The sequence below is a fragment of the Erythrobacter sp. JK5 genome (genome assembly GCF_018205975.1).
Taxonomy (GTDB): domain Bacteria; phylum Pseudomonadota; class Alphaproteobacteria; order Sphingomonadales; family Sphingomonadaceae; genus Erythrobacter.
Genome location: NZ_CP073577.1, coordinates 1,682,167 through 1,705,129, shown reverse-complemented (window position 1 = coordinate 1,705,129; position 22,963 = coordinate 1,682,167). Strand labels below are relative to the sequence as shown.

Genomic DNA, 22,963 nt, shown 5'->3' with positions numbered 1-22,963 from the left:
TCTCTCTATCCAGTTCGGCCCGAGTTCCAAAGCGGGATTTGCACCGCTGGCCAGTCCGCGCCGCTGCAATCGGGGTATCCCGCGCATTCCCTGTGGAAACGCCTCTCCCCGCCCGGCGATCGCGTTGCTAAGCGATTTGCATGTCCGACATCACCGAAGACACTGATTCCGATCCTTTCGACGCTATCGTCGATGCGCCGTTCGATGCGGCGCTGGAAGAGCGCTATCTCGTCTATGCGCTTTCGACCATCACCGCGCGTTCGCTGCCCGACCTGCGCGACGGTTTGAAACCGGTCCATCGCCGCCTGTTGTGGACCATGCGGCAGCTGAAGCTCGATCCGTCCAACACGTTCAAGAAAAGCGCCCGCGTCGTCGGCGAGGTGATCGGCAAGTATCACCCGCATGGCGACACCGCCGCCTACGACGCGATGGTGCGGCTCGCGCAGGATTTCTCGCTGAGGTATCCGCTGGTCGAAGGGCAGGGGAATTTCGGCAATATCGATGGCGATAATGCCGCAGCCTACCGCTACACCGAAGCGCGACTGACCAAGACCGCGATGCAGCTGATGGAAGGGCTGGATGCGGGCACGGTCGATTTCATCCCGACCTATAATGGCGAGGAGGAAGAGCCCGAGCTGATGCCCGGCCTGTTCCCCAATCTGCTGGCCAACGGCGCGAGCGGGATCGCGGTGGGGATGGCAACCAACATCCCGTCGCACAACGTCGCCGAAGTGATCGATGCGACGCTGGAGCTGATCGACAACCCGCATGTCGAGCATGCGCGGCTGATGGAGCTGATGCAGGGTCCGGACTTCGCGACCGGTGGCCAGCTGGTCGACAGCGCCGAGGCGATCTCCCAGGCCTACGAGACCGGGCGCGGCAGCTTCCGGCTGCGCGGCGTGTTCCGCGCACCCGAGGCCGAGAAGAAAGAAGACCAGGAACTCGGTATCGAGCGGCTCGGCGGCGGGCAGTGGCAGCTGGTGATCTCCGAAATCCCCTACCAAGTGCAGAAGGGCAAGCTGATCGAGCAGATCGCGCAAGCGATTGCCGACAAGAAACTGCCGATCCTCGACGATGTCCGCGACGAAAGCGATGAGACGATCCGCATCGCACTGGTGCCGCGCAGCCGCAATGTCGATCCCGAACTGCTCAAGGAATCGATCTTCAAGCTGACCGACATGGAAACCCGTTTCGGGCTCAACATGAACGTGCTCGACGCCCATCGCACGCCGATGGTGATGGGGTTGAAGGAGCTGCTGCAACACTGGACGGCGGCGCAGATCGATATCCTGCAACGCCGCACCCGCCACCGGCTCGAACAGATCGCGCGGCGGCTGGAGCTGGTCGAAGGCTACATAATCGCCTTCCTCAACCTCGACCGGGTGATCGAGATCATCCGCACCGAGGACGAGCCCAAGCCGGTGATGATGGAGGAATTCAAGCTTACCGACCGGCAGGCCGAGGCGATCCTCAACATGCGGCTGCGCAGCCTGCGCAAGCTGGAAGAGATGCAGCTGCGGCAGGAAAAGGACGAATTGCTGGCCGAGCAGGACGAGCTCGAGAAACTGCTCGACAGCCCGGCGCGCCAGCGCACCCGGCTCAAGAAGGACCTGCGCGCGCTGCGCAAGGATTACGCCGAGGAAACCAGGCTCGGCGCGCGGCGCACCCGGATCGAGGAAGCGGCACCGACGGTCGAATTCACGATGGACGCGATGATCGAGAAGGCGCCGGTCACGGTGATCCTGTCGCAGAAGGGATGGATCCGCGCGGCGAGCGGGCACGTGCCGCTCGACCAGGAATTCAAGTACAAGGAGGGCGATGCGCTTGCCTTCATCCTCCACGCGCAGACCACCGACAAGCTGCTGATCGCCGCGGCGAACGGGCGGTTCTACACGCTCGGCTGCGACAGGCTGCCGGGCGCGCGCGGTTTCGGCGAGCCGGTGCGCAGCATGATCGACCTCGAAGCGGACACCTCGATCGCGAAGATGCTGGTGCATCGCGAGGGCGGCAAGCTGCTGCTCGCGGCGAGCAACGGGAAGGGTTTCGTTGCAGAGACGGGTGAGCTTCTGGCCGAAACCAAGAAGGGCAAACAGGTCGTGAACCTGAAAGGCGATGCCCGGTTGCAGGTGATCCGCGAGATCGCCGATGAGCACGATCACATCGCGTGCGTCGGCGAGAACCGCAAGCTGATCGTCTTCAATCTCGAGGAAATGCCGGTCATGGCGCGCGGGCAGGGGTGATGCTCCAGCGCTATCGCGATGGCGGCCTGTCCGACGCCACCACCTTCACGCTCGCCGAAGGGCTCAGCTGGCAGATGGGCGGATCGGGCGAACGCACCCGCACAGAAACCGACATCCATCTCTGGAAGGTCGCGCGCAGCGCCGCCGGACGCCTGCCGCCGCAGGGCTTCCCCAAGGACAACACCTTCGATTGAGGCAGATAGAAAGAAGGCCGCGAACGTCCGATCGACGTTCGCGGCCTTCGAATGCCTTGTGCTGTGCCGGACCTATTCGGTCACGGACGCTTCGCTCGCCGCGGCGATCTGGTCGACGGTGAACAGCGCCATCAGCTGACCTTCCGGATTGACGGCGAAGTGCTCTTTCTTGAGCGCGATCGGACCGGTTTCGGTATCGAGCACAATAGCGTCTTCGACGAGGTCGACTTCGCTCAGCGTGCCGGCGGGCAGGCCCTTGGCCGAAACCACCGCGGCACCCACCACCAGCGCGGCGTCGCGCTTGGCTTCGGCTTCGGCCTTTTGCGCGGCCATCATGCCGTCGATCTGGTCCTTGGTCGCGTTGACCGTCCAGCCGATTTCACGTTCGGCGAGAAGGCTTGCGGGCAGCGGCGCCTTGTGCGCGCCGGTATCGACCGTGACGACGCCGCCGGCGTTGCTTTCGACCGTGCCGATCGGAGCATCATCGTTGCCGTAAACGGTAGCGCCGACATCTTGCGCGTTCGCCGCGATCGGGGTCGCTGCCATGGCAGTGGCCAGGACAGCCAGCTTTGCAAATTTCATTGGGTATTCTCTCCATTCCAAAAACACGGACCACCACCATCGCCAACGAGGGGCGCGACAGCAGGAAGACATGCAGCTGTTCCCTTTCAGGCAGTGCAGATCAGGTCGGCCGATGGCGATGTACCGAAGGGCTCGGGCCGACTTGAGCAGGGCACGCGGGCTTCTCCAATCGCGACGGACGCGGGGGCTTCCCTAATCAGGGGCGGCTGGCATGACAACCCGGCCTGTCTGGAGGAAGCCGCCTGAAGCGAACCTTAACGTAAACGGAAAGGGGGCGAGAAGGCGGTTCAGCCGAGTTCTTCGGCGAGCAGTTGTTCGACCCGGTCTGCTTCGGGAAAGCCCTCTGCGATCCAGCGCCGCTCGACCGCCTGCAGGATGCGCGCGACCTCCGGCCCCGCGTCCACTCCGCGTTCGACGATCGTGCCGCCCTTCAGCGGGAAGACCGGCGGCTGCCAGTCGGCGAGTGCGCGCGCGTCCTCGCCGAGCAGCAGCAGGCGATCGATCGCGAATGCCGGAGAATGGGTATAGGCGAGCGCGCGGGGCTCGGCCGCATCGGCGTCGCTGCGTTCGGCCGCGTTGACCAGCCGCGCCCGCTGCGCCTTCGACAGCCGGAGCCGCGCGGCCACGGTTTCCGCCACCTCGCGCGAGGGCGGCAGCAGCGCGGCGAGGCGGCGCACCGCTTCGGGGGCGAATCCCTGCGCCTTCTCGCGCGCCATGAACGGCCCCAGCCGCTCGACATAGGTGCGACACGCTTCGGGCAGGATCACCGGCAGCACGCCCTGCCGGTGCATCCGCTCGACGGTGGCGTGGGGATCGGGCAGAGCCAGCAGGCCGAGCAGTTCGCTCGCGATCCGTTCACGGCTCAACCCCTTGAGCGTGTTGGCCATTGCGGCGCAGGCGGCCTCCGCCTCCGGATCGAGTTCCGCGCCGAACCGCGCCTGGAAGCGGTAGTAGCGCAGGATCCGCAGGTGATCTTCGGCGATCCGATCGCGCGCGTCGCCGATAAACCGGACCCGGCGCGCCGCAAGGTCTGCAAGCCCGCCGAAATAGTCGAAGATCTCCAGCGTTTCGGGATCCGCATAGAGCGCGTTGATGGTGAAATCGCGGCGCGCCGCGTCGTCGCGCCACTCGGTTGCGAACGCCACGGTCGCGCGGCGACCATCGGTGGATACGTCGCGGCGCAGGGTGGTGATCTCGACCGGTCCATCGGCAAGGATCGCAGTGACGGTACCGTGCTCGATCCCGGTCGGAACGGTGCGGATGCCCGCTTCGCGGCACCGGTCGATCACAACGTCGGGGACGAGCAGCGTGGCGCAATCGATATCGCTGACCGCGTGGCCGAGCAGCGTATCGCGCACCGCCCCGCCGACCCACCGGATATTCTGCGCACCGAGCGCCTGCGTGAGCGTGGCGAGCCCGCTGCGCCGGGGCCATTCGGCCGCGCTGAGATCAGGCGACATCGCGCAGCCTTTCGGGGGCGATCCGCAGCGACAGGTTGGCGATGATGGCGGCGGTCACTCCCCAGATGCGAAAGCCATCGTAATCCAGTTCGAGATAGCGCCGCATCGCGCCTTTCCAGAACACTTCGTTCGTCGTCCAGTTGGCGCGGGTCAGCAGCAGTTCGAGCGGCGCTTCGAACCACGCTTCGACTTCGTCCGGGCTGGGCGTGAGCGGCAGATCGGGCGGCACCACGCCGAGCACCGGCGCGACATCGAAACCGGTCCCGGTGACGTAGCGATCGGTTTCGCCGATCACCCGCACCGCTTCGCGCGGCAGAGCCAGCTCTTCCTCGGCTTCGCGCAGGGCGGCGGCGATCGTATCCTCGCCATCGTCGATCTTGCCGCCGGGGAACGCCACCTGACCGGGATGATCGCGCATGTCGCGCGGGCGCTGGGTCAGAATCACGCCCGGTTGCGGACGATCCGTAACCGCGATCAGGACGGCGGCCGGCGTGCTGCGAGCGCCCTCGGCAAAGCGGGCATCGCTCAGCAGGCCATCGACCTTACGCGCGTGTCCTTCCGCAAAGGCCGCCGACAATCGATCGAATAGCTCGCTCATGCCCCCCAGACGCTCAGTCGGTTGATATCAGCGAGAAGATAGCGCCCTGACTGGTAACCATCCAGTCGTCGCCACTGGTTTCGAGCGCGATCTCCGCCAGCTGCGCGTAAGTCGAGCGGTTGAGCCGCGCCTCGCAGCCGCGCCGGACATGGAGGTAGATCGCGGGCGTTTCCGGATCGCCGGCGGCGCGCAGGCCGTGCTCGGGACCAGCCACGACCAGATCATCGGTATTGAGCCGGAACGCGATCTCACCGTCGCGCATCACGCAGTCGGTGGCGATGAACGCCGCGTCCACGACTTCGATGCTGAGCTTTTCGAAAGGCGTGACGAGCCAGTGCTGGCCAGCGTCGTCGCGGGTGAGCAAGCCGGAAAAGGCGCGCACCATGGCCTGCCTGCGGATCGGATCGCCCTCGTGGAACCAGGTGCCGTCGGCTGCGATCCGCATGAGGCTTTCGCCGATCTGCTGGGGTGCCCACCCTTCGACCGGGGGCAGTTTGCGCGCAGCAACCTGCTCGGCAATCTGGGCGAGCGTGAGTTCGGCGAGGTACGGGGGCGGTTCGTAGGGCATGTCTGGTCAATGCGATGGCAGAACCGGACGTTCCCGAAAAGAGGCATGGCTTCGAAAAGCGGCGAGTTCGCGCGTCCGGTTTCGATCAGGACGCGGCGGTCCACGGGCCGAGCATTCCTTCTGCCGGCATCGCGGCAAGTGCCGCTCCGCGCGCCAGCAGCCGCTCGGGCGCGTAGGGACCGGGGCAGCGCCAGCCGCCGGTCGCCGCCGCCGAGAAACCCCAGCGCCCGTAATATTCGGCATCACCGATCAGCACCTGCGCGAAGGGTCGCTGACCGTCCCCCGCGAGCCGCGCCTCGGCATCGAGCATCGCCGCCATCAATCCGACGCCGAACCCTTCGCCCTGCCGTTCTGGCACCACCGCGACCGGGCCGACCATCACCAGCGGGATCGGGCGGCCTTCGCGATCGACCAGCGCGATCGGCCAGCACTGGATCGTGCCGACCAGCATTTCGTCGTTGTCGAGCGCGGCGAAACTGAGCGCTTCGAGCCAGTTCATCCCTGCGCGAATGCGATAGGCGGTGCGCGCATGGCGATCTTCGCCGAAGGCGCGATCGAGCAATCCCTCGACCAGCGCCGGATCGACCGCCGATAGCGGGATGAGAGTGGCCGTGTCAGCGCCCATAGGCGCGGGCGCTTAAGCGGTTTGGCGCAGCATGCCCAGCGAAACTATTTGGCGGAAATCCGCAGCACTCGTCCGCCTTCGCCATCCTCGGCGACCCAGATGCTGCCATCGGGGCCCTGTTCGACCGAGCGCAGCCGCGCATCGAAACCGTAGCGTTCGACCTCGCGCGCACTTTCGCCATCGATCGCGACCCGCACCAGTGCCTTGCTCGAAAGACCCGCGATCAGGGCATTGCCCTGCCACGGCCCGAACATCTCGCCAGAATAGATGATCATGTCGCCCGGCGCGATCACCGGGGTCCAGTGCGCGGCGGGCTTGACGAAGCCGTCATCGGCGCTGTGATCCGCGATCGGGTCGCCGTTGTAGTGATCGCCATAGGAACGCGTCGGCCAGCCGTAGTTCGCGCCTTGCCGAACCAGGTTGAGCTCGTCGCCGCCTGCCGGGCCGTGCTCTATCTCCCACAGCCGACCGTCGGCATCCCAATCCATGCCGAGGATGTTGCGGTGCCCGTAGGACCAGATCTGCGATTGCACCTCGCCCTGGCCGGCAAACGGATTGCTCGCAGCCGGAGTGCCATCGAGATTGAGCCGCACGATGGTGCCGAGATTGTTGGTCAGGTCCTGCGCCGGATCGAGTTCCTGCCGGTCGCCGCTGGCGATGAACATGTGTTGCTCATCGGGCGAGAACTGGATGCGGTGCGAATAATGGCCTCGCCGCCCGGTCTTGAGCGATTGGCGCCAGATCACGGCGAGGTCGCTGACTGCGCAGTCTTCACCGGCCTCGTCGCAAGACAGCCTGCCGCGACCCACCGCCGCGCCATAGGTGCTGCCATCGCCGCCCTCGGCCCAGCTGAGGTAGATCGTCCGCCCGTCGAGCGGCATCCCGGCTTCGGATTCGAGGAAGGCGACATCGCCGAGGCCGCCCTGGCCGGCGAAGGCTACCTCGGGCGCACCCACAACGGTGCTGACCGTGCCGCTCAAGGTGTTCATCAATTTGAGCGTGCCGGACTTCTCGGTGATGAACAGCGTGTCGGTGCCCGGTGCAAATTCGATCGCCCATGGCCGCTCGAATTCGCCCATCGCGGTCACGGTGTAGGCGGCGTCGGTTGCCCCGTTCGCGGCAGTTTCCCCAGTTTCCGCGGCAGCGCAGCTTGCGAGCGCGAAGGCGGGGAGGGAAACAACGGATGAAAGCTTGGATAACATGGTCATGACTGGGGTAACTCCCGATTTCGAATTCGGTGCCGAAAATCTCGTCATGGGGGTCGACGAGGCGGGGCGCGGACCGCTTGCCGGGCCGGTGGTGGCCGCGGCGGTGGTGCTGGGCGCGCGAATACCCGCCGGACTCGACGATTCCAAGAAGCTTTCGGCCAAACGCCGCGCGACGCTCGACGAACAGATCAGGGCGACGTGTGGCTGGGCCGTGGCGGTGATCGAGCCACCCGAGATCGACCGGCTCAACATCTTCATGGCGACCATGCATGCGATGACCGATTGCGTCGGGATCCTGGCCGGGCAGTTGGGCGCGGACCCGCACGAAGTCCTGATCGACGGCAACCTGACCCCGCAGGGACGCTGCGCTGGGTGGCGCTGGCGCGCGCGCGCGATCGTTGGCGGCGACGGGATCGAACCCGCGATCAGCGCCGCATCGATCGTCGCCAAGGAATGGCGCGACCGGCTGATGATTGCCGCCGCCGCCCAGCACCCGCTCTACGGCTGGGAAAAAAACAAGGGCTATGGAACGCGCGAGCACATGGATGCGTTGCGCGACCATGGACCATCGCCTCTCCATCGCCGTTCCTTCGCTCCGGTTGCGCAAGCGACCTTGCTCTGATCGCCCGGTCAGCTAGCGCCCGCCTTCCATCATGCTGAACGCCATTTTGTTGAGCCTCGCCGGCCTGATCGGGCTGGCCATCGGCGGCGAACTGCTGGTTCGCGGTGCCGTGGGCATCGCGCGCAAGCTCGGCGTCTCGACGCTGTTCACCGGGCTGGTGATCGTCGGCTTTGCGACCTCGATGCCGGAAATGGTCGCCAGTGTCGAAGCCGCGCTGGCCGGATCGCCGGGGATCGCGTGGGGCAATATCGTCGGTTCGAACATCGCAAACTCGCTGCTGATCCTCGGCGCGACCGCGCTGATCGCGCCGATCGCGCTGACCGGCACTGGCAGGCGCGATGCGGTGGTGGCGCTGGGCGTGACCATGCTGCTGTGGGCGATCGCCGCGTCGCAATGGGGTTCGCGCTGGATCGGCGTAGCGCTGCTGGCCGGGATTATCGCCTACATCGTCTGGCGCTATCGCCATCCCGGTGCCGGGGCGATCGAGGAAGAGGACGACACCGATCCCGGCAGCGCCGTGGTGGCGGGCCTGCTGTTCGCGGTCGGGCTCGCCATCCTGATCCTGGGCGGTCAGGCGCTGGTGACCGGCGCGATCGACCTCGCGCGGCTGATCGGCGTGTCGGAGACGGTGATCGGCCTTACCGTGGTGGCGATCGGGACCTCGCTGCCCGAACTCGCGGCTTCGGTCGCGGCGGCACTGCGCGGCAAGCCGGGGCTTGCGATCGGCAATGTCGTGGGCTCGAACATCTACAATATCCTGCTGATCGGCGGGGCGACGATGAGCATCGCGCCATTTGCCCTTCCGCAGAGCCTGGTCGGCACGCAGATGGCGCTGCTCGCCGCGAGCGCGGCAATCGTCCTCGCGCTGCTTTGGCGGGCGACATCGATCGGCCGGGCGATGGGCGCGATGCTGGTGGCGGCGTTTGTCGGGAACATCGTGTGGGTGTTTGCCTGATCCGGGAAGGGTCCTGTTAAGCATTTGTTTCACGGTTCTGCGTAAGCCTTCGCGCGTCAGTGGAGCAGCATGCATGACCATTCATCGCCCGGTATTCGGCCGCAAGGTCACGCCTTCGAATGCGTCTCCGGCGCAGGCCCCGGCCAACGATCCCGGTGGCAAACGCATCCTGCCCGAAGAGCTGTGGGAGGGCGACACCGGAGACATGCTGCGCGAGCTCGGCTTCCACCCTGGCGATCCGCAGAACTTCGCGCCGACGCAGGAAAGCGCGGATGCGCTGCAGGACGAACAGATCGCGCTCCAGAGCGAGTTCCTCGAGCGGGTAAACGCGCAGCTTCCGGCCGGCACTTCCGTAGCGGCCTATGCCATGCTGCCGTGGGAGCTGTGGAACACGCAATACGGCCACATGCTGGCGGTCAATTGCGGGCTGTGGCCGCAGCAGGCGTGGAACACGATGCTGCTCGCCGCCGACGAGCGGTCCAGCTACGTGCTCGACCTGCCCGAGCATCCGGGCGGCTACCCCGACGGCCTGATCCCGCAGCTCGAAAGCCTGCTGGGCGAACTGCGCGAGGACATGGACGCGCAGATGGACCAGATCAAGACATCGCAGAACCTGACCTGGGACGGGGTGCAATCCTGGGATCACGCGGCGAAGGCAATGATCCCGAAGATCATCGCGATGTCGCATTATGTCGGCCAGATGTGCATCGGCGAAGCCGCCTTCGCGCGGCACAAGCAGCTGTTCGGCGCGACGCTCGGCTGGCCCGGATGCGATTGAGCGGGTGACCGGTCGCAAACGCAGCAATCGAGTCTTTCCCGCCACACCCCTCCATATCGACCCTGTTGTCCGGTGCGGGACTCCACATGTTGTGCCGGTCCCGTTTCGTTCCGCTCGAAGCCCGGCGTCATTTACCGTTCGGTAACCATAAACCGCGAAGATTCCGGCCTTGACGCGGAGTCCGCGAGGACTCATGCCTGTGGATAACTCAGTCAGGGATACGAAGCGGGGACACATTGTGGGTGTGATAGAAACTGCCAAGTTGCAGGCGAAAGATACTGCAAAGACAACGGAATCTGTCCGCCAATCCCTGCCGCTCGGGCAGATCCTGCCGGGCGACTGCATCGAGGCGATGCGATCGCTGCCCGACAATTCGGTCGACTGCGTGTTCGCCGATCCGCCCTACAACCTCCAGCTTGGCGGCGATCTCAATCGGCCCGACGGCAGCCATGTCGACGCGGTAACCGACGAGTGGGACCGGTTCGACAGCTTCCGCGTCTACGACGATTTCACCCGCGGCTGGCTCACCGAGGCACGCCGGGTCCTGAAGCCCGACGGATCGCTGTGGGTGATCGGCAGCTATCACAACATCTTCCGCGTTGGTGCGATCCTGCAGGATCTCGGCTTCTGGATCCTCAACGATATCGTCTGGCGCAAGACCAATCCGATGCCCAATTTCAAGGGCACGCGGTTCACCAACGCGCACGAAACGCTGATCTGGGCGAGCCAGGGCGAAAAGGCGCGGTATCACTTCAATTACCGCGCAATGAAGACTTTAAACGACGAACTTCAGATGCGTTCTGACTGGGTGCTGCCGATCTGTTCGGGTGGCGAACGGCTCAAGGAAAACGGCAAGAAGGCCCACCCGACCCAGAAACCCGAGGCGCTGCTGTACCGCGTGCTGCTGGCCACGACCGAAGCGGGCGACGTGGTGCTCGATCCGTTCTTCGGCACCGGCACCACCGGCGCGGTGGCGAAACGGCTGGGCCGCGAATGGATCGGCTGCGAGCGAGAGAGCTTCTATCGCGGGGTCGCCGAAAAGCGGATCGAAAAGGAACTGCCGCTCGATGAAAGCGCGCTCAAGACCATGCAGAGCAGAAAGGCCGCCCCGCGCGTCGCCTTTGGGGCGCTGGTCGAGAACGGGCTGATCCCGCCGGGCACGAAGGTGTTTGACAAGAAGCGCCGCTGGATCGCCACCGTGCGCGCCGATGGTTCGCTCGATCACAAGGGGCAGACCGGGTCGATCCACGGGCTCGGAAAGGACCTGCAAGGCGCGCCCAGCTGCAACGGCTGGACGTTCTGGCACTACGAGGCGGGTGGCGAGATCCAGCCCGTCGACGCCGCGCGGCAACTGTACCTGCTGGCGAACGAGGATTGATCCTTCGTCACTTGGGTAGTGTCGTCACTTGGGTAGTGTGCCGGCTGGCGACAGAAGCCTCGAATGACGATAACCCCACCGGCGATCCTATCCTGCACGGCCACCGCCCGCTAAACCGGCGGGCATGACGCACCCGTTCCATCCTCCCGCCGAATCCGGTCTCGGGACCGTGTTCCATGTGTTCCATGTGTTCCATCGTGCAGGGCTTGCCGAGGGGGATCGCGCGTGACCAGCGGCGTCTATCTCCACCCGATCGCCTTCGCTTCCGGCCCGCAGGCCGAGGATGGCGCGGCGATCCGGCTGGCCGGGTCGATGGTCTATGCCAGCCGCTTCGCCCTGGTGGTGCGCGACGGCGGGGCGGTGACCCACCGCCGCCTGTTCACGACCCACGAGGTTGACGCGGCGCTGGCCGAACCGGGCGGAGCGCTCGCGACCGAGGCCGAGCGGCAATGGGCCAACCTCCGGACAGTCCACCCGCCGCTGCAGGTGGGCGAACGGACGATCCGCCTCGACCAGCCGCAGGTGATGGGGGTGCTGAACGTGACGCCCGACAGCTTCTCCGATGGCGGCGAATTCCTCGACCGGCCCGAAGCCGGGCGCGAACACGCCGCGGCGATGCTCGAAGCGGGCGCGGCGATCATCGATATCGGCGGCGAAAGCACGCGCCCCGGCGCGGCGGCGACGTGGGAGGGGGACGAAAAGGAGCGCGTGCTCCCCGCGGTCGCATATTGCGCGGCGATGGGCGCGGCGATCAGCGTCGATACCCGCCGCGCGGGCGTGATGGAGGCCGCGCTGGAGGCAGGCGCACAGATGGCCAACGACGTTTCGGCGATGCGCTACGACGATCGCATGGCGGAGCTGGTTGCGAACGCCGGGTGCCCGGTGGTGCTGATGCATGCGCCCGGCAGCGGCGACGATCTGCACGAGGGCGGCTCATACGGCGACGTGGTCTGCGAGGTGTTCGATTTCCTCAAGGATGCGCGCGAAAAGGCGATCGCGGCCGGGATAGCCGGTGACAGGATCGTGCTCGATCCGGGGATCGGTTTCGGCAAGTCGCTGGCGGACAACCTCGCGCTGCTTAACGCGCTGCCGCTGTTCCACGCGCTCGGCAGCCCGCTGCTGCTCGGGGTCAGCCGCAAGCGGATGATCGGCGCGCTGTCGAACGAGGAAGACGCACCAGAGCGGCTCGGAGGCTCGATCGCGCTGGCGACGAAAGGGATGGATGCAGGCGTGCATATCCTGCGCGTCCACGACGTGTTCGAGACCGTGCAGGCGCGCAACGTCTGGCGCGGGATGCGCGATGCGGCGCTGACCGACTTCGCGCAGCTGCCGGCGATTTAGGGTTGGCGATGCGGTCGCAAAGTCGTCATGCAGGCGCGCCACAAGCGTTCGAGACACGCCGGAAGGATTCGCCCATGCGCCGACTATCGCCCTACGCCGCCGCGCTCGCCGGAGCAGCCCTGTTCGCCGCGCCGTCCGGTGCGGAAAACGACGTCGAACTGTCGGCGGAAGACCTGCTTGCGCCGTATTACGCGAAGCTCGAATCGGAAATCACGCTGCCGGTTGCGCCCGCGAACGTGTCGCTCGCGCCAGACCGCGTCATCACCCGGTTCGCCTTCGGCAGCTGCAACCATCAGCTGCGCTCGCAACACATGTGGGCGCAGATCGCCGCGACCGATCCGCAGCTGTTCCTGTTCATCGGCGACAACAACTATGGCGATCAGGGGTGGGATGGCGACGCCGCATTGACCACGCTGCGCGAAGCCTATGGGGTGCAGGCGAACACGCCCGAACTGGCCGACTTCCGCGCCAGGGTGCCGATGATGGTGACGTGGGACGATCACGACTTCGGCTTCAACGATGGCGGCGCGACCTTCGCCTTCCGCCGGTGGGCAGAGACGATCTACGAGGCCTTTTGGGGGTCCTCTGATGCGGTAAAGTCGCGTCCCGGCATCTACGAAAGCCGCATGTTCGGTTCCGACGGCAAGATCACGCAGGTGATCATGCTCGATACCCGCTTCTTCCGTTCGGATCTCGACACGCTGGACTATACGCCCGAGCGCCCGCCGCTGGGGCCATACAGGCCTTCGGGCGATACCTCGAAGACGATGCTGGGCGAGGCGCAGTGGACGTGGCTGGATCAGGAGCTTGCGAAGCCCGCGGACCTGCGCATCCTCGTGTCCTCGATCCAGGTCATCACCGACGCGCACGATTACGAAAGCTGGGAGGCGCTGCCGCATGAGCGCGCACGGCTCTATGCGATGTTGGCCGGTCGCGAGGAAAGCGGGCTGCTGATGCTCTCGGGCGACCGTCACGCGGGCGGCATCTACAGGGATGCACCCGAAGCGGGTGGGGGCGAGACCTTGTGGGAGCTGACCAGCTCTTCGCTCAACTACGCGTTCAGCTCGACCGCGAGCAACACCGCGCGCGAACCCGACCCCAGGCGTCTGACCGACTTCATCTCGGAAGAGAACTTCGGTCTCGTCGAGATCGACTGGGATGCCCGCACGTTCACCATGTCGCTGCGCGGCAGCGCGGGCGAAGTGCGAGTGATGCGGACCGAGAGCTGGTGACGCGCGAAAGACGCGCTAGAGCGTGAATCCACCGTCCGAAACGAGCACATGTCCGGTGATGTTGGAGCCGGCGTCGGACAGCATGTAGAGGATGTCGCTGGCGATCTGCTCCGACGTGGCAAACCGGCCGAGCGGGGTGGTCTTGGCCATGTTGCGCATCGTCGCTTCGCGCCCGATCGCTTCGACCGACTTCAGGAAGTCCTCGCCGCCTTCCCAAATGGCGGTGTCCACGCCTCCGGGAGCGATGGCGTTGACGCGGATGCCTTTGGCAGCGCCTTCAAGCGCTGCGATGCGTGCCATATGCGCGACCCCGGCCTTGGCCACGCCATACGGGCCGATCCCGGCGACCGGCTTGATCCCGGTGGTCGATGCGGTGACGACGGCGCTGCCGCCCTTGTCGGCATCCATCGCGCGCAAGGCAGCGCGCAGCGTCAAGAAGGCACCATCGAGATTGACGTCCATCACGCGTCGCCATTCGGGCATGGTGAGGTCGGCGATCGGTCCCCAGCCGCCGATGCCCGCGTTGATGACGGCGTGGTCGAGCCCCGCCATCTGCGGTGTCAGACCATCCCACAAGGCCTCGTCGGCGACGCTGCCGGTGATCCGCACAACCTTACAATCGCCAAGGTCCAGCGCCGCCAGACCGGCGTCGTCGACGTCGACGAGAAACAGTTTCGCCGCGCCGCGTTCGGCGAGCGCGCGAGCGCAGGCGGCACCGATCCCCGAAGCCGCGCCGGTTACGAGCGCGGTGCGCCCTTCGAAATCTCTGGTTTGCGTCATGGCGAGCGCGCTAGGCGCTGCTGCCGGAGCGATCAAGCCGCGTTGTCGATCCCGAGATCGCTGAGCTTGCGGTACAGGGTCGAGCGACCGATCCCGAGCCGCCGAGCGACTTCGGTCATCCGCCCGCGATAGTGCCCGATCGCCAGCCGGATCACGTCGGCCTCGATCTCTTCGAGCGGGCGCAGGTTGCCGTCCTCGGTGTAGAGCATGATGCCGACCCCTTCGTGCGACGTCGCGGCGCTCGCGCCATCGGTCTCGCCGAGCATTTCGGACAGCTGCGGGAAGCTTTCGGCGGTCAGCGAATTGCCTTCGCAATAGACCGCAGCGCGGAACAGCACCGATTGCAGCTGGCGGACATTGCCGGGCCAGTCGTAGGCGGCGAGCAGGCTCAGCGCGCCGTCGGATACGGAAAGATTCTTGAGCCCCGGCTGATCGCCGATGCGGCCGAGGAAATGGCGCGTGAGGGCGGGGATGTCGCCGTTGCGTTCGCGTAGCGGCGGCAGCGTGATGCGGGTCGCCGCAAGCTTTTCCGCCAGCGCCGCCTCGAAATGCTGCGCGCCGACCAGCTGGTCGATCGGGAGGTTGCTGGCCGACAGGATCCGTACGTCGACACGGAAGCCGTGCGCCGCCCCGACCGGGCGGACGATGCCGCTTTCGAGCGTGTCGTAAAGCCGTTCCTGCAAAACCGTGGGCAGCCGGTCGATCTCGTCGAGCACCAGCGTGCCGCCATCGCAATGCTGCAGGGCACCGATCTGGCGGTCGAATGCCCCGGGAAAGGCGTTGGGTTCGTGGCCGAACAGCACCGATTCAATCGAGTTGGGCGGCACGCTGGCGATATTGATGATCCGCAGCGGAAACTTGCTGCGCGGGCTGGCGGCGTGCATCGCGCGCATCAGCATTTCCTTGCCGGTGCCGCTTTCGCCCTCGATCAAGGAATGGCCGTGTCCGCGCGCCGCCTTGGCCGCTTGCGCCAGCGCGGTACGAAACTTGGGCGCGGTGCCGATCATGGCGTCGAAATCGAGGCTCGCCGACATCTTTTCGGTCAGCGGGGCAAGCTCGTTGCGCGGTGCCTCGCGGGTGGTGACGGTGCGCAGGGCTTCCATCAGTCGCTCGGGCGAGATCGGCTTGACGAGATAATCACTCGCGCCCGCGCGCATCGCCTCGACCGCAAGCAGCGGCGATGCGCTGGTGGTCAGCATCAGGATCGGCAGCGCGGGGCGGCGTTCCTTGAGCTCGGCGATCAGCGAGCAGGCGTCGTCGCCCGGAACCCACTGATCGAGCAGGATAGCGGACAGTTGCATCCCTTCGCGCGTCCCGAGCATCGCGATCGCGGTTTCGGCGTCGCCCGCCACGATCGTGCGCCAGCCGTCGCGCGCGGCGATGGCCGAAATCAACCGGCTCTGCGCCGGTTCATCGTCGATCAGCATGACCAACCGCGTTTCGGGGTGCGCATCCGTATCGGACATAGGTGTTGCTGCAACCTCCAATCGCCCGGGACTCGTGCGTCCCAGGGTGAAACATGGCTCTGGCATAAGGGGTGCGGGTAAAGACGGTGTTAAGCCTGAATTGCGCCGCGGGCGCGATCGTGGTGAAGACGTTGTGCAGTGCAGACTTGAGCTAGCCTTCCGGCTCCGATACGGGCCGTAGGGCTATTTTCCGGCGATTTTCGACCGGATTCGACGTTAGGCATTTCAAGAGGGGAGCTGCGCCATGGCGAGCCAGGACATTGACAAGGCAGAAAAGATGTATGGAGGGTTCATCTCCACCCTCAAATGGACCGTGCCCTTGATCGCGCTCATCACGCTGTTCGTCGTCATGCTGATCGCAGAATAAGGCACACACAAGACAGTGAAGATCGCCATCCTCAAGGAGCGCGCCGAGGGCGAGTCGCGGGTCGCCGCGACGCCCGAAACGGTCAGGAAGTTCATCGGGCTGGGCAACGATGTGGCGGTGGAATCAGGGGCCGGAGCGGCCGCTTCGATTGCCGACGATGCCTATGCGGAAGCCGGGGCGAGCATCGGCGATGCCAGCGCAACCGCGAAGGATGCGGATATCGTGCTCGGGATTCAGGCCCCCGAAGTGGAGCTGCTGGCGGGCGTGAAGCCCGGCGCGATGGTGGCGGCGCTATTCGATCCGTTCCAGCACAGGGACAGGGTCGAGGCCTACGCCAAGGCGGGTCTCGAAGCGCTGAGCATGGAGTTCATGCCGCGCATCACCCGCGCGCAGTCGATGGACGTTCTCTCCAGCCAGTCGAACCTCGCGGGATACAAGGCGGTGCTGACCGCGGCCGACACCTATGGCCGCGCCTTCCCGATGATGATGACGGCGGCCGGCACGGTGCAGGCGGCCAAGTGCTTCATCATGGGGGTCGGCGTGGCGGGCCTTCAGGCGATCGCTACCGCGCGGCGGCTGGGCGCGCAGGTCTCCGCTACCGATGTGCGTTCGGCGACCAAGGAACAGATTGAAAGCCTCGGCGCGAAAGCGATCTTCGTCGAGGACGTCGCGGGGATCGAGGGCGAGGGCTCGGGCGGCTACGCCACCGAGATGAGCGACGAATACAAGGCCGCGCAGGCCAAGCTCGTCTCGGAACACATCGCCAAGCAGGACATCGTCATCACCACCGCGCTGATTCCGGGGCGCGCTGCCCCCCGGCTCATTTCGGACGAACAGATCGCGACGATGAAGCCCGGCAGCGTCATCTACGACCTTGCGGTCGCGCAAGGCGGTAATGTCGAAGGCTCGGTGCCCGACGACATGATCGAGCGGCACGGGGTCAAAATCATCGGCTACGCCAACACCCCGGCGCATCTGGCGGCGGATACCTCGGCGCTGTTCGCGCGCAACCACTTCAACTTCCTCTCGGCCTTCTGGGACGCTGAGGTGGGCAAGCCGGTGCTCGACGAGGAAATCGGCGACGCTATCCGGCTGACAATGGGCGGGGAAGTGGTGAACGAAAGGCTGAAGGGGGCCGAATAATGGATTTCATCAGCATTCTCTCGATCTTCGTGCTGGCGTGTTTCGTTGGTTACTACGTCGTGTGGTCGGTTACCCCGGCGCTGCACACGCCGTTGATGGCGGTGACCAACGCGATTTCGTCGGTGATCATCGTCGGCGCGCTGATTGCGGCAGCTGAGGCAGGCAATCCGGTGGCCAAGTATCTCGGGCTGTTCGGGGTGGTGCTGGCGAGCGTCAACATTTTCGGCGGCTTTGCCGTGACCGAGCGCATGCTGGCAATGTACAAGAAGAAGGAGAAGTAGGGATGTGTGAACCTGAAACTCCGGGCGGTTGCGAGTGGTGGCAACCGGCTTCTGCTGCAAGTGAAGCTGCGTCGCATGGCGCGGGCACCCCCGCCTGGGCGATGCTCGCCTATCTCGCGGCGGGCGTGTTCTTCATCCTCGCGCTGCGCGGGCTGTCCAGCCCGGCCACTTCGCGCGCGGGCAATCGCAATGGCATGATCGGCATGGTGCTGGCGGTGGTGACGACGCTCGTCACCCACGACATCGCCAACATCGTCGAGATCGGAATTGCGATCTTCCTCGGCGGGATCATCGGCGTGACCATCGCGCGCCGTATCGCGATGACCGCAATGCCGGAGCTGGTCGCGGGCTTCCACTCGCTGGTCGGGCTCGCCGCCGTGGTGGTCGGCTGGGCGGCCTATTTGAACCCCGGCGCGTTCGGGCTGCTGGTGGGCGAGAACGTCATCTCGCCGGTCAGCAAGCTCGAGATGGGTCTCGGCATCGCGATCGGGGCGATCACCTTCTCCGGATCGGTCATCGCCTTCCTCAAGCTGTCGGGCCGGATGAGCGGATCGCCGATCCTGCTGCCGCTGCGCCATGTCATCAATCTCGGCACGCTCGCGGCAATCCTGGTGCTGACCGCGCTGTTTGCACACACGCCGGGGCGGACGCCAACCTGCCCTTCATCATCGCGCTGACGGTCGCCGCATTCGCCATCGGCTTCCTGCTGATCATCCCGATCGGCGGGGCGGACATGCCGGTCGTCGTCTCGATGCTGAACAGCTACTCGGGCTGGGCGGCGGCGGCGATGGGCTTCACGCTCGGCAACACCGCGATGATCATCACCGGCGCGCTGGTCGGATCGTCGGGCGCGATCCTCAGCTACATCATGTGCCGCGCGATGAACCGCAGCTTCATCAGCGTGATCGCGGGCGGCTTTGGCTCCGATGGCGGCGCGGGCTCAGGGGGCGAAGCGCGCGAAGCGCGTCCGTACAAGCAGGGCAGCGCCGAAGACGCTGCGTTCATGCTCGAACAGGCGGAAAAGGTCATCATCATCCCCGGTTACGGCATGGCGGTGGCACAGGCGCAGCACGCGCTGCGCGAAATGTGCGACATGCTCGAGGAAAAGGGCATCGAGGTGAAGTTCGCGATCCACCCGGTCGCCGGCCGCATGCCGGGCCACATGAACGTGCTGCTGGCAGAAGCCAGCGTGGATTACGACAAGGTGTTCGAGCTGGAGGACATCAACTCCGAATTCGCGCAGGCTGATGTCGCCTTCATCATCGGCGCGAACGACGTGGTGAACCCGGCGGCGAAGACCGACAAGAGTTCGCCGATCTACGGCATGCCGGTGTTCGACGTCGACAAGGCCAAGCAGGTGTTCTTCATCAAGCGTTCGATGGGCGGGGTCGGCTATGCAGGGGTCGACAACGACGTGTTCTACATGGACCAGACCATGATGCTGCTGGCGGACGCCAAGAAGATGGTCGAAGAGATCGTGAAAGCGCTGGACTAGAAAATCATGGCACCATCCCGGAATCCCCACCCGTTTCGCTTCACCGCGATCCTCATCGGGATCGGGCTGGTCGGGCTGCTTGCCTGGCTGGTGTTGCGCGATGGCGGGCTGCTGAACCAGGTGACCGAGGAACGGGTCGAGGATGCGCTGCTCGCCAAGGGCGTGCCGGTGCCGATGGCGGCCTGCATGGCGCCTCAGCTGACCGACCGGCTCAGCATTTCGCAATTGCGCAAGCTCGAACGGCTTGGCCCGCAGGAGGGGGAAAGCGGTCTGCCGGCGTCCCCCGGGGAAGCGCTTGCACGGCTGCGCCGGGTCGACGACGATGAGGCGGTCAAGGCGCTCGCGGTGGTCGGCGCGCGCTGCGGCGTGGACAGCCTGATCGGGGCCGTCGGGCTCTAGTCAACCGCCGCATTGCATCGCTTGCATTCTCCCGCGGTTGCGCCACTATGCGCGGCCGAGAGGGAGAGCTTCATGATCAGGATTTTTGTCGCCGCGCTGGCATTGTCCGCGTCGACTGCGGCGCTGGCCGAAACCCATGTGATTGCGCCGGGCGAAGGCGCGCAGGAACGCCTGCAGGAGGCGTTGATCCTGGCCGGCCCGGGTGACGAGATCGTGCTCGAGGCCGGGCGGTTCGCCTTGACCGACGGGCTCAGCCTCGATGTCGACGGCGTGACGGTGCGCGGCGCGGGGATGAACGCGAGCGTACTCGATTTCACCAACCAACAGGGATCGGGCGAGGGGCTGCTCGTCACCTCCGACGATGTCACGCTGCGCGATTTTGCGGTCGAGAACGCCAAGGGCGACGGGATCAAGTCCAAGGGCGCCGACCGGATCGTCTATCACGCGATCCGGGTCGAATGGACCAACGGACCTGACGCATCGAACGGTGCCTATGGCATCTACCCGGTCGAGGCGCGCGATATCCTGGTGCAGGACAGCTATGTGCGCGGGGCATCGGATGCCGGGATCTATGTCGGCCAGTCGGAAAACATCATCGTCCGGCGCAATCGCGTGGTCGAGAACGTCGCGGGGATCGAGATCGAGAACAGCAACCACGCCGAAGTGACGGAAAATCTCGCGACCCGGAACACTGGCGGCATTCTGGTGTTCGACCTGCCGAGCCTGCCCAGGGTCGGCGGCGGCAGCGTGCTGGTCGCGCGCAACGCGGTGATCGACAACAACACCGATAATTTCGCGCCCGAAGGCAATATCGTCGCCAGCGTCCCCGCCGGGACCGGGGTGATGGTGATGGCGAACAAGGGCGTGATCATTCGCGAAAACGCGCTGGTGAACAACGCCACAAGCCACGTGATGCTGATCGCCTACACGCAGCCTTACGAGGACGAGCGCTATCAGCCGCGACCGGTCGATGTCGTGATCGCCGGGAATGTCTACGGTTCGGGCGGCAACGCGCCCGATTTTGCCGGAGGGGGGATGCTGGCAGCGGCCATGGGCGGTGCATTGCCCCCGGTGCTGACCGACGGGCTGCACCGGAATTTCGTGAAGCAGGACACGGTGCCGGTCGTGTCGCTGGGGCTGACCCGGGTCGGGCAGCCATTCTCCGAGGCGCAGCCGCAGCTTCTCGAGACCGCTCCGGCTGCGACGGAAGTCTCCTTCGCAGCGGTCGTGCTGGCTGACGGGATGGAGGCGCGGCTCAATTGAGGCGCTCGCTGCTCGTCTTTGCCGCGTCGCTCGCGGTCCTGGCCGGATCGGTGTCGCAGGCGCGACTGGCCGCCCCGGCCGTGTCCGACGCGGCGATCCTCGGCGATGCAATGCCGCGGACGCTGGCGGAGTTCGGGTTCTTTACCGAAACGCGGGCGCAGGCGCCCGCCAAGGGGGTGATCGCATACGAGCTCAACACCCCGCTCTGGTCGGACGGCGCGGACAAGCTGCGGTTCGTCTACCTGCCCCAAGGCACGGCGCTGCGGGCCAATGGCGAAGGGTTGCTGCACTTCCCGGTCGGCAGCGCGATCATCAAGACCTTTGCCTTTGGCGAGGGCGAGGATCGGCAACTGATCGAGACCCGGCTGCTGCTGCGCCGCGCCGACGGCTGGATCGCGTTGCCCTATCGCTGGAACGCGGAGCAGACCGAAGCGACGCTGGCGCTGGCCGGGGCAAGGGTGCCGATCACCACGCCCGATGGCGAACAGATCAGCTATCGCATTCCCAACAAGAACCAGTGCAAGACCTGCCACAGCAAGGACGGGGAAGTGATCCCCATCGGCCCCAAGGCACGCAACCTTTCGGCGACGTGGCTGAGCCATGCCGTAGAGACGGACCTGCTGGACTCGGTGCCGCCCGAATCCAGTTCGATGCCCTACTGGCAACACGACACCTCAGGCACTGTCGAACTGCGCGCCCGCGCTTATCTCGACGTCAACTGTGCGCACTGCCACCAGCCTGGCGGCAGCGCATCGAATTCAGGGCTCGACCTGCGCTGGGAACAGGATGGCAGCCACGCGATCGGTATACGCAAGCCCCCGGTCGCCGCCGGACGCGGGGCGGGCGGACTTCTTGTCAGCATTGCGCCGGGCAATCCCGATGCATCGATCCTGCTCTATCGCATGCAGTCCACCGAACCGGGTGTCGCCATGCCCGAACTGGGGCGCGACACGGTCGACCGGAAAGGCGTCGCGGCGATCCGCAAGTGGATTGAGGAGATGCCTGCATCATGAAATGGGTCCTGCGCACCGTCCTGACGCTGGCGGCCGTGTTGGTCGTCCTGTTCGTGATATTCCGATCGCCCGATACCGACGCGGACGAGATGCGTGCCAAATATGGCGGCGAGCCGTCGCAGTTCGTCGAGATCGGCGACGGCCTGACCGTGCATCTGCGCGACGAGGGGCCGCGCGATGGCGTTCCGATCATTCTGCTGCACGGCTCGAACGCGGACCTGCATACCTGGGACCCGTGGGCTGAGGCGCTGTCCGGCACCTATCGGGTGATCCGGTTCGATCAGGTCGGCCACGGTCTCACCGGACCCGATCCGAACGGCGACTATACGCTCGCGAGTTTTGTCGCGGACATCGACGAGGTGGCCGACGCGCTGGAAATCGATCGCTTCGTGCTGGGCGGCAATTCGATGGGCGGCAGCCACACGATCGGCTATGCGATCGCCCACCCAGAGCGTTTGTACGGGATCGTGCTGGTCGATGCAGGCGGCGCGCCGGTTAAGAACGATGGCGGCGGCAATCTCGGCTTCACCATCGCCCGCACGCCCGTGATCAACCAGGTGATGCGCCACATCACGCCGCGCTCTCTGGTCGAAAAAAGCCTGCGCCAGAGTGTCAGCAACCAGGCGATCGTGACCGATGAAGCGATCGACCGCTATTGGGAGCTGCTGCGGTTTCCCGGCAATCGCGCCGCGTCGATCGAGCGGTTCTCGCGCGGGTGGACCGGCTTCGATGCCGAGCAGGTTTCGCAGATCGGCGTTCCCGCGCTGATTCTGTGGGGCGCAGAGGACCGGCTGATTCCCGTGGCCGCGGGAAAATGGTACGACGCGACGCTGCCCGACGCCCGTCTGGCGATCTATCCGGGGATCGGCCATTTGCCGCAGGAAGAGACGCCCGAGGCCGTCGCAGACCTCCAGAAGTGGCTGCTTAACCTCGAATTCACCAACGAAGTGCCGCAAGACAATCGATAATTCGGAA

Annotated in this window: 21 protein-coding genes and 2 pseudogenes; 15 read left to right on the top strand and 8 right to left on the bottom strand. The window is 65.7% G+C overall.

Features of this window, described 5'->3' with window-relative positions:
- The first annotated feature begins 140 nt into the window (after positions 1-140).
- Positions 141-2,434: pseudogene (parC, locus tag KDC96_RS08370) on the top strand (DNA topoisomerase IV subunit A).
- 72 nt (positions 2,435-2,506) lie between these two features.
- Here the strand turns inward: parC and KDC96_RS08365 are convergent.
- The 6 genes from KDC96_RS08365 to KDC96_RS08340 all read right to left on the bottom strand — a co-directional run bounded on the left by KDC96_RS08365 (position 2,507) and on the right by KDC96_RS08340 (position 7,475).
- A complete protein-coding gene (locus tag KDC96_RS08365; protein ID WP_212448016.1) occupies positions 2,507-3,016 on the bottom strand; it encodes a hypothetical protein in 510 nt (169 codons plus the stop codon).
- A 287-nt stretch (positions 3,017-3,303) separates the two neighbouring features.
- A complete protein-coding gene (locus tag KDC96_RS08360; RefSeq protein WP_212448015.1) occupies positions 3,304-4,476 on the bottom strand; it encodes a CCA tRNA nucleotidyltransferase in 1,173 nt (390 codons plus the stop codon).
- Positions 4,466-5,074 (bottom strand): CoA pyrophosphatase, encoded by a 609-nt coding sequence (locus KDC96_RS08355; RefSeq protein ID WP_212448014.1) that lies wholly within the window; start codon positions 5,072-5,074, stop codon positions 4,466-4,468. Before KDC96_RS08355 ends, KDC96_RS08360 begins: the two co-directional genes overlap by 11 nt.
- Before the next feature lie 13 nt (positions 5,075-5,087).
- The gene (locus tag KDC96_RS08350; protein ID WP_212448013.1) at positions 5,088-5,642 is read right to left on the bottom strand and encodes a DUF1285 domain-containing protein; all 555 of its coding nucleotides are present in this window, start codon (positions 5,640-5,642) and stop codon (positions 5,088-5,090) included.
- 85 nt (positions 5,643-5,727) lie between these two features.
- Positions 5,728-6,267: a GNAT family N-acetyltransferase gene (locus KDC96_RS08345; RefSeq protein ID WP_212448012.1), complete on the bottom strand. Its 540-nt coding sequence runs from the start codon at positions 6,265-6,267 to the stop codon at positions 5,728-5,730.
- A gap of 44 nt (positions 6,268-6,311) precedes the next feature.
- The gene (locus KDC96_RS08340) at positions 6,312-7,475 is read right to left on the bottom strand and encodes a PQQ-dependent sugar dehydrogenase (RefSeq protein ID WP_212448011.1); all 1,164 of its coding nucleotides are present in this window, start codon (positions 7,473-7,475) and stop codon (positions 6,312-6,314) included.
- On the opposite strand from KDC96_RS08340, the gene KDC96_RS08335 reads away from it, so the two are divergent.
- From KDC96_RS08335 to KDC96_RS08310, 6 genes are all read left to right on the top strand, one after another.
- Entirely contained in the window at positions 7,468-8,097 is a 630-nt protein-coding gene (locus KDC96_RS08335) for a ribonuclease HII (RefSeq protein ID WP_371815459.1), read from the top strand. The genes KDC96_RS08340 and KDC96_RS08335 overlap by 8 nt on opposite strands.
- A gap of 31 nt (positions 8,098-8,128) precedes the next feature.
- Entirely contained in the window at positions 8,129-9,052 is a 924-nt protein-coding gene (locus KDC96_RS08330; RefSeq protein ID WP_212448009.1) for a calcium/sodium antiporter, read from the top strand.
- 73 nt (positions 9,053-9,125) lie between these two features.
- Positions 9,126-9,830, top strand: coding sequence for a hypothetical protein (locus tag KDC96_RS08325; RefSeq protein WP_212448008.1), 705 nt, complete (start codon positions 9,126-9,128; stop codon positions 9,828-9,830).
- Between the two features lie 238 nt (positions 9,831-10,068).
- Positions 10,069-11,208 carry a site-specific DNA-methyltransferase gene (locus tag KDC96_RS08320; protein ID WP_305819756.1) on the top strand — a complete coding sequence of 380 codons (1,140 nt, stop codon included), beginning with the start codon at positions 10,069-10,071 and terminating at the stop codon, positions 11,206-11,208.
- A gap of 225 nt (positions 11,209-11,433) precedes the next feature.
- Complete coding sequence (folP, locus tag KDC96_RS08315) at positions 11,434-12,549, top strand: dihydropteroate synthase (protein ID WP_212448006.1); 1,116 nt, start codon at positions 11,434-11,436, stop codon at positions 12,547-12,549.
- 74 nt (positions 12,550-12,623) lie between these two features.
- On the top strand, positions 12,624-13,781 hold the full coding sequence (locus KDC96_RS08310) for an alkaline phosphatase (protein ID WP_212448005.1): 1,158 nt from the start codon (positions 12,624-12,626) through the stop codon (positions 13,779-13,781).
- Positions 13,782-13,796: 15 nt separating this feature from the next.
- On the opposite strand, the gene KDC96_RS08305 is transcribed toward KDC96_RS08310, so the two are convergent.
- Both KDC96_RS08305 and KDC96_RS08300 read right to left on the bottom strand, forming a co-directional pair.
- The gene (locus KDC96_RS08305) at positions 13,797-14,561 is read right to left on the bottom strand and encodes an SDR family NAD(P)-dependent oxidoreductase (protein WP_212448004.1); all 765 of its coding nucleotides are present in this window, start codon (positions 14,559-14,561) and stop codon (positions 13,797-13,799) included.
- A gap of 32 nt (positions 14,562-14,593) precedes the next feature.
- Positions 14,594-16,027, bottom strand: a complete 1,434-nt coding sequence (locus tag KDC96_RS08300) for a sigma-54 dependent transcriptional regulator (RefSeq protein ID WP_212448003.1) — start codon at positions 16,025-16,027, stop codon at positions 14,594-14,596.
- A 244-nt stretch (positions 16,028-16,271) separates the two neighbouring features.
- On the opposite strand from KDC96_RS08300, the gene KDC96_RS16560 reads away from it, so the two are divergent.
- The 8 genes and pseudogenes from KDC96_RS16560 to KDC96_RS08265 all read left to right on the top strand — a co-directional run bounded on the left by KDC96_RS16560 (position 16,272) and on the right by KDC96_RS08265 (position 22,956).
- On the top strand, positions 16,272-16,394 hold the full coding sequence (locus KDC96_RS16560; RefSeq protein ID WP_256438993.1) for a hypothetical protein: 123 nt from the start codon (positions 16,272-16,274) through the stop codon (positions 16,392-16,394).
- 15 nt (positions 16,395-16,409) lie between these two features.
- Positions 16,410-17,537 (top strand): NAD(P) transhydrogenase subunit alpha, encoded by a 1,128-nt coding sequence (locus KDC96_RS08295; protein WP_212448002.1) that lies wholly within the window; start codon positions 16,410-16,412, stop codon positions 17,535-17,537.
- Complete coding sequence (locus KDC96_RS08290) at positions 17,537-17,818, top strand: NAD(P) transhydrogenase subunit alpha (RefSeq protein WP_212448001.1); 282 nt, start codon at positions 17,537-17,539, stop codon at positions 17,816-17,818. The genes KDC96_RS08295 and KDC96_RS08290 overlap by 1 nt, the downstream gene beginning before the upstream one ends.
- 101 nt (positions 17,819-17,919) lie before the next feature.
- A pseudogene (locus KDC96_RS08285) lies at positions 17,920-19,313 on the top strand (NAD(P)(+) transhydrogenase (Re/Si-specific) subunit beta).
- 6 nt (positions 19,314-19,319) lie between these two features.
- Entirely contained in the window at positions 19,320-19,712 is a 393-nt protein-coding gene (locus KDC96_RS08280) for a hypothetical protein (protein WP_212448000.1), read from the top strand.
- A gap of 72 nt (positions 19,713-19,784) precedes the next feature.
- Positions 19,785-20,975 (top strand): parallel beta-helix domain-containing protein, encoded by a 1,191-nt coding sequence (locus KDC96_RS08275; RefSeq protein WP_212447999.1) that lies wholly within the window; start codon positions 19,785-19,787, stop codon positions 20,973-20,975.
- Positions 20,972-21,988, top strand: coding sequence for an SO2930 family diheme c-type cytochrome (locus KDC96_RS08270; protein ID WP_212447998.1), 1,017 nt, complete (start codon positions 20,972-20,974; stop codon positions 21,986-21,988). The genes KDC96_RS08275 and KDC96_RS08270 overlap by 4 nt, the downstream gene beginning before the upstream one ends.
- On the top strand, positions 21,985-22,956 hold the full coding sequence (locus tag KDC96_RS08265; protein ID WP_212447997.1) for an alpha/beta fold hydrolase: 972 nt from the start codon (positions 21,985-21,987) through the stop codon (positions 22,954-22,956). The genes KDC96_RS08270 and KDC96_RS08265 overlap by 4 nt, the downstream gene beginning before the upstream one ends.
- Positions 22,957-22,963: the final 7 nt, after the last annotated feature.

Coding starts and splice junctions, on each gene's coding strand:
- KDC96_RS08365 (WP_212448016.1), bottom strand. CDS start 3,016: ATGAAATTTGCAAAGCTGGCTGTCCTGGCCACTGCCATGGCAGCGACC.
- KDC96_RS08360 (WP_212448015.1), bottom strand. CDS start 4,476: ATGTCGCCTGATCTCAGCGCGGCCGAATGGCCCCGGCGCAGCGGGCTC.
- KDC96_RS08355 (WP_212448014.1), bottom strand. CDS start 5,074: ATGAGCGAGCTATTCGATCGATTGTCGGCGGCCTTTGCGGAAGGACAC.
- KDC96_RS08350 (WP_212448013.1), bottom strand. CDS start 5,642: ATGCCCTACGAACCGCCCCCGTACCTCGCCGAACTCACGCTCGCCCAG.
- KDC96_RS08345 (WP_212448012.1), bottom strand. CDS start 6,267: ATGGGCGCTGACACGGCCACTCTCATCCCGCTATCGGCGGTCGATCCG.
- KDC96_RS08335 (WP_371815459.1), top strand. CDS start 7,468: ATGGTCATGACTGGGGTAACTCCCGATTTCGAATTCGGTGCCGAAAAT.
- KDC96_RS08340 (WP_212448011.1), bottom strand. CDS start 7,475: ATGACCATGTTATCCAAGCTTTCATCCGTTGTTTCCCTCCCCGCCTTC.
- KDC96_RS08330 (WP_212448009.1), top strand. CDS start 8,129: ATGCTGAACGCCATTTTGTTGAGCCTCGCCGGCCTGATCGGGCTGGCC.
- KDC96_RS08325 (WP_212448008.1), top strand. CDS start 9,126: ATGACCATTCATCGCCCGGTATTCGGCCGCAAGGTCACGCCTTCGAAT.
- KDC96_RS08310 (WP_212448005.1), top strand. CDS start 12,624: ATGCGCCGACTATCGCCCTACGCCGCCGCGCTCGCCGGAGCAGCCCTG.
- KDC96_RS08305 (WP_212448004.1), bottom strand. CDS start 14,561: ATGACGCAAACCAGAGATTTCGAAGGGCGCACCGCGCTCGTAACCGGC.
- KDC96_RS08300 (WP_212448003.1), bottom strand. CDS start 16,027: ATGTCCGATACGGATGCGCACCCCGAAACGCGGTTGGTCATGCTGATC.
- KDC96_RS16560 (WP_256438993.1), top strand. CDS start 16,272: ATGGCGAGCCAGGACATTGACAAGGCAGAAAAGATGTATGGAGGGTTC.
- KDC96_RS08290 (WP_212448001.1), top strand. CDS start 17,537: ATGGATTTCATCAGCATTCTCTCGATCTTCGTGCTGGCGTGTTTCGTT.
- KDC96_RS08280 (WP_212448000.1), top strand. CDS start 19,320: ATGGCACCATCCCGGAATCCCCACCCGTTTCGCTTCACCGCGATCCTC.
- KDC96_RS08275 (WP_212447999.1), top strand. CDS start 19,785: ATGATCAGGATTTTTGTCGCCGCGCTGGCATTGTCCGCGTCGACTGCG.
- KDC96_RS08265 (WP_212447997.1), top strand. CDS start 21,985: ATGAAATGGGTCCTGCGCACCGTCCTGACGCTGGCGGCCGTGTTGGTC.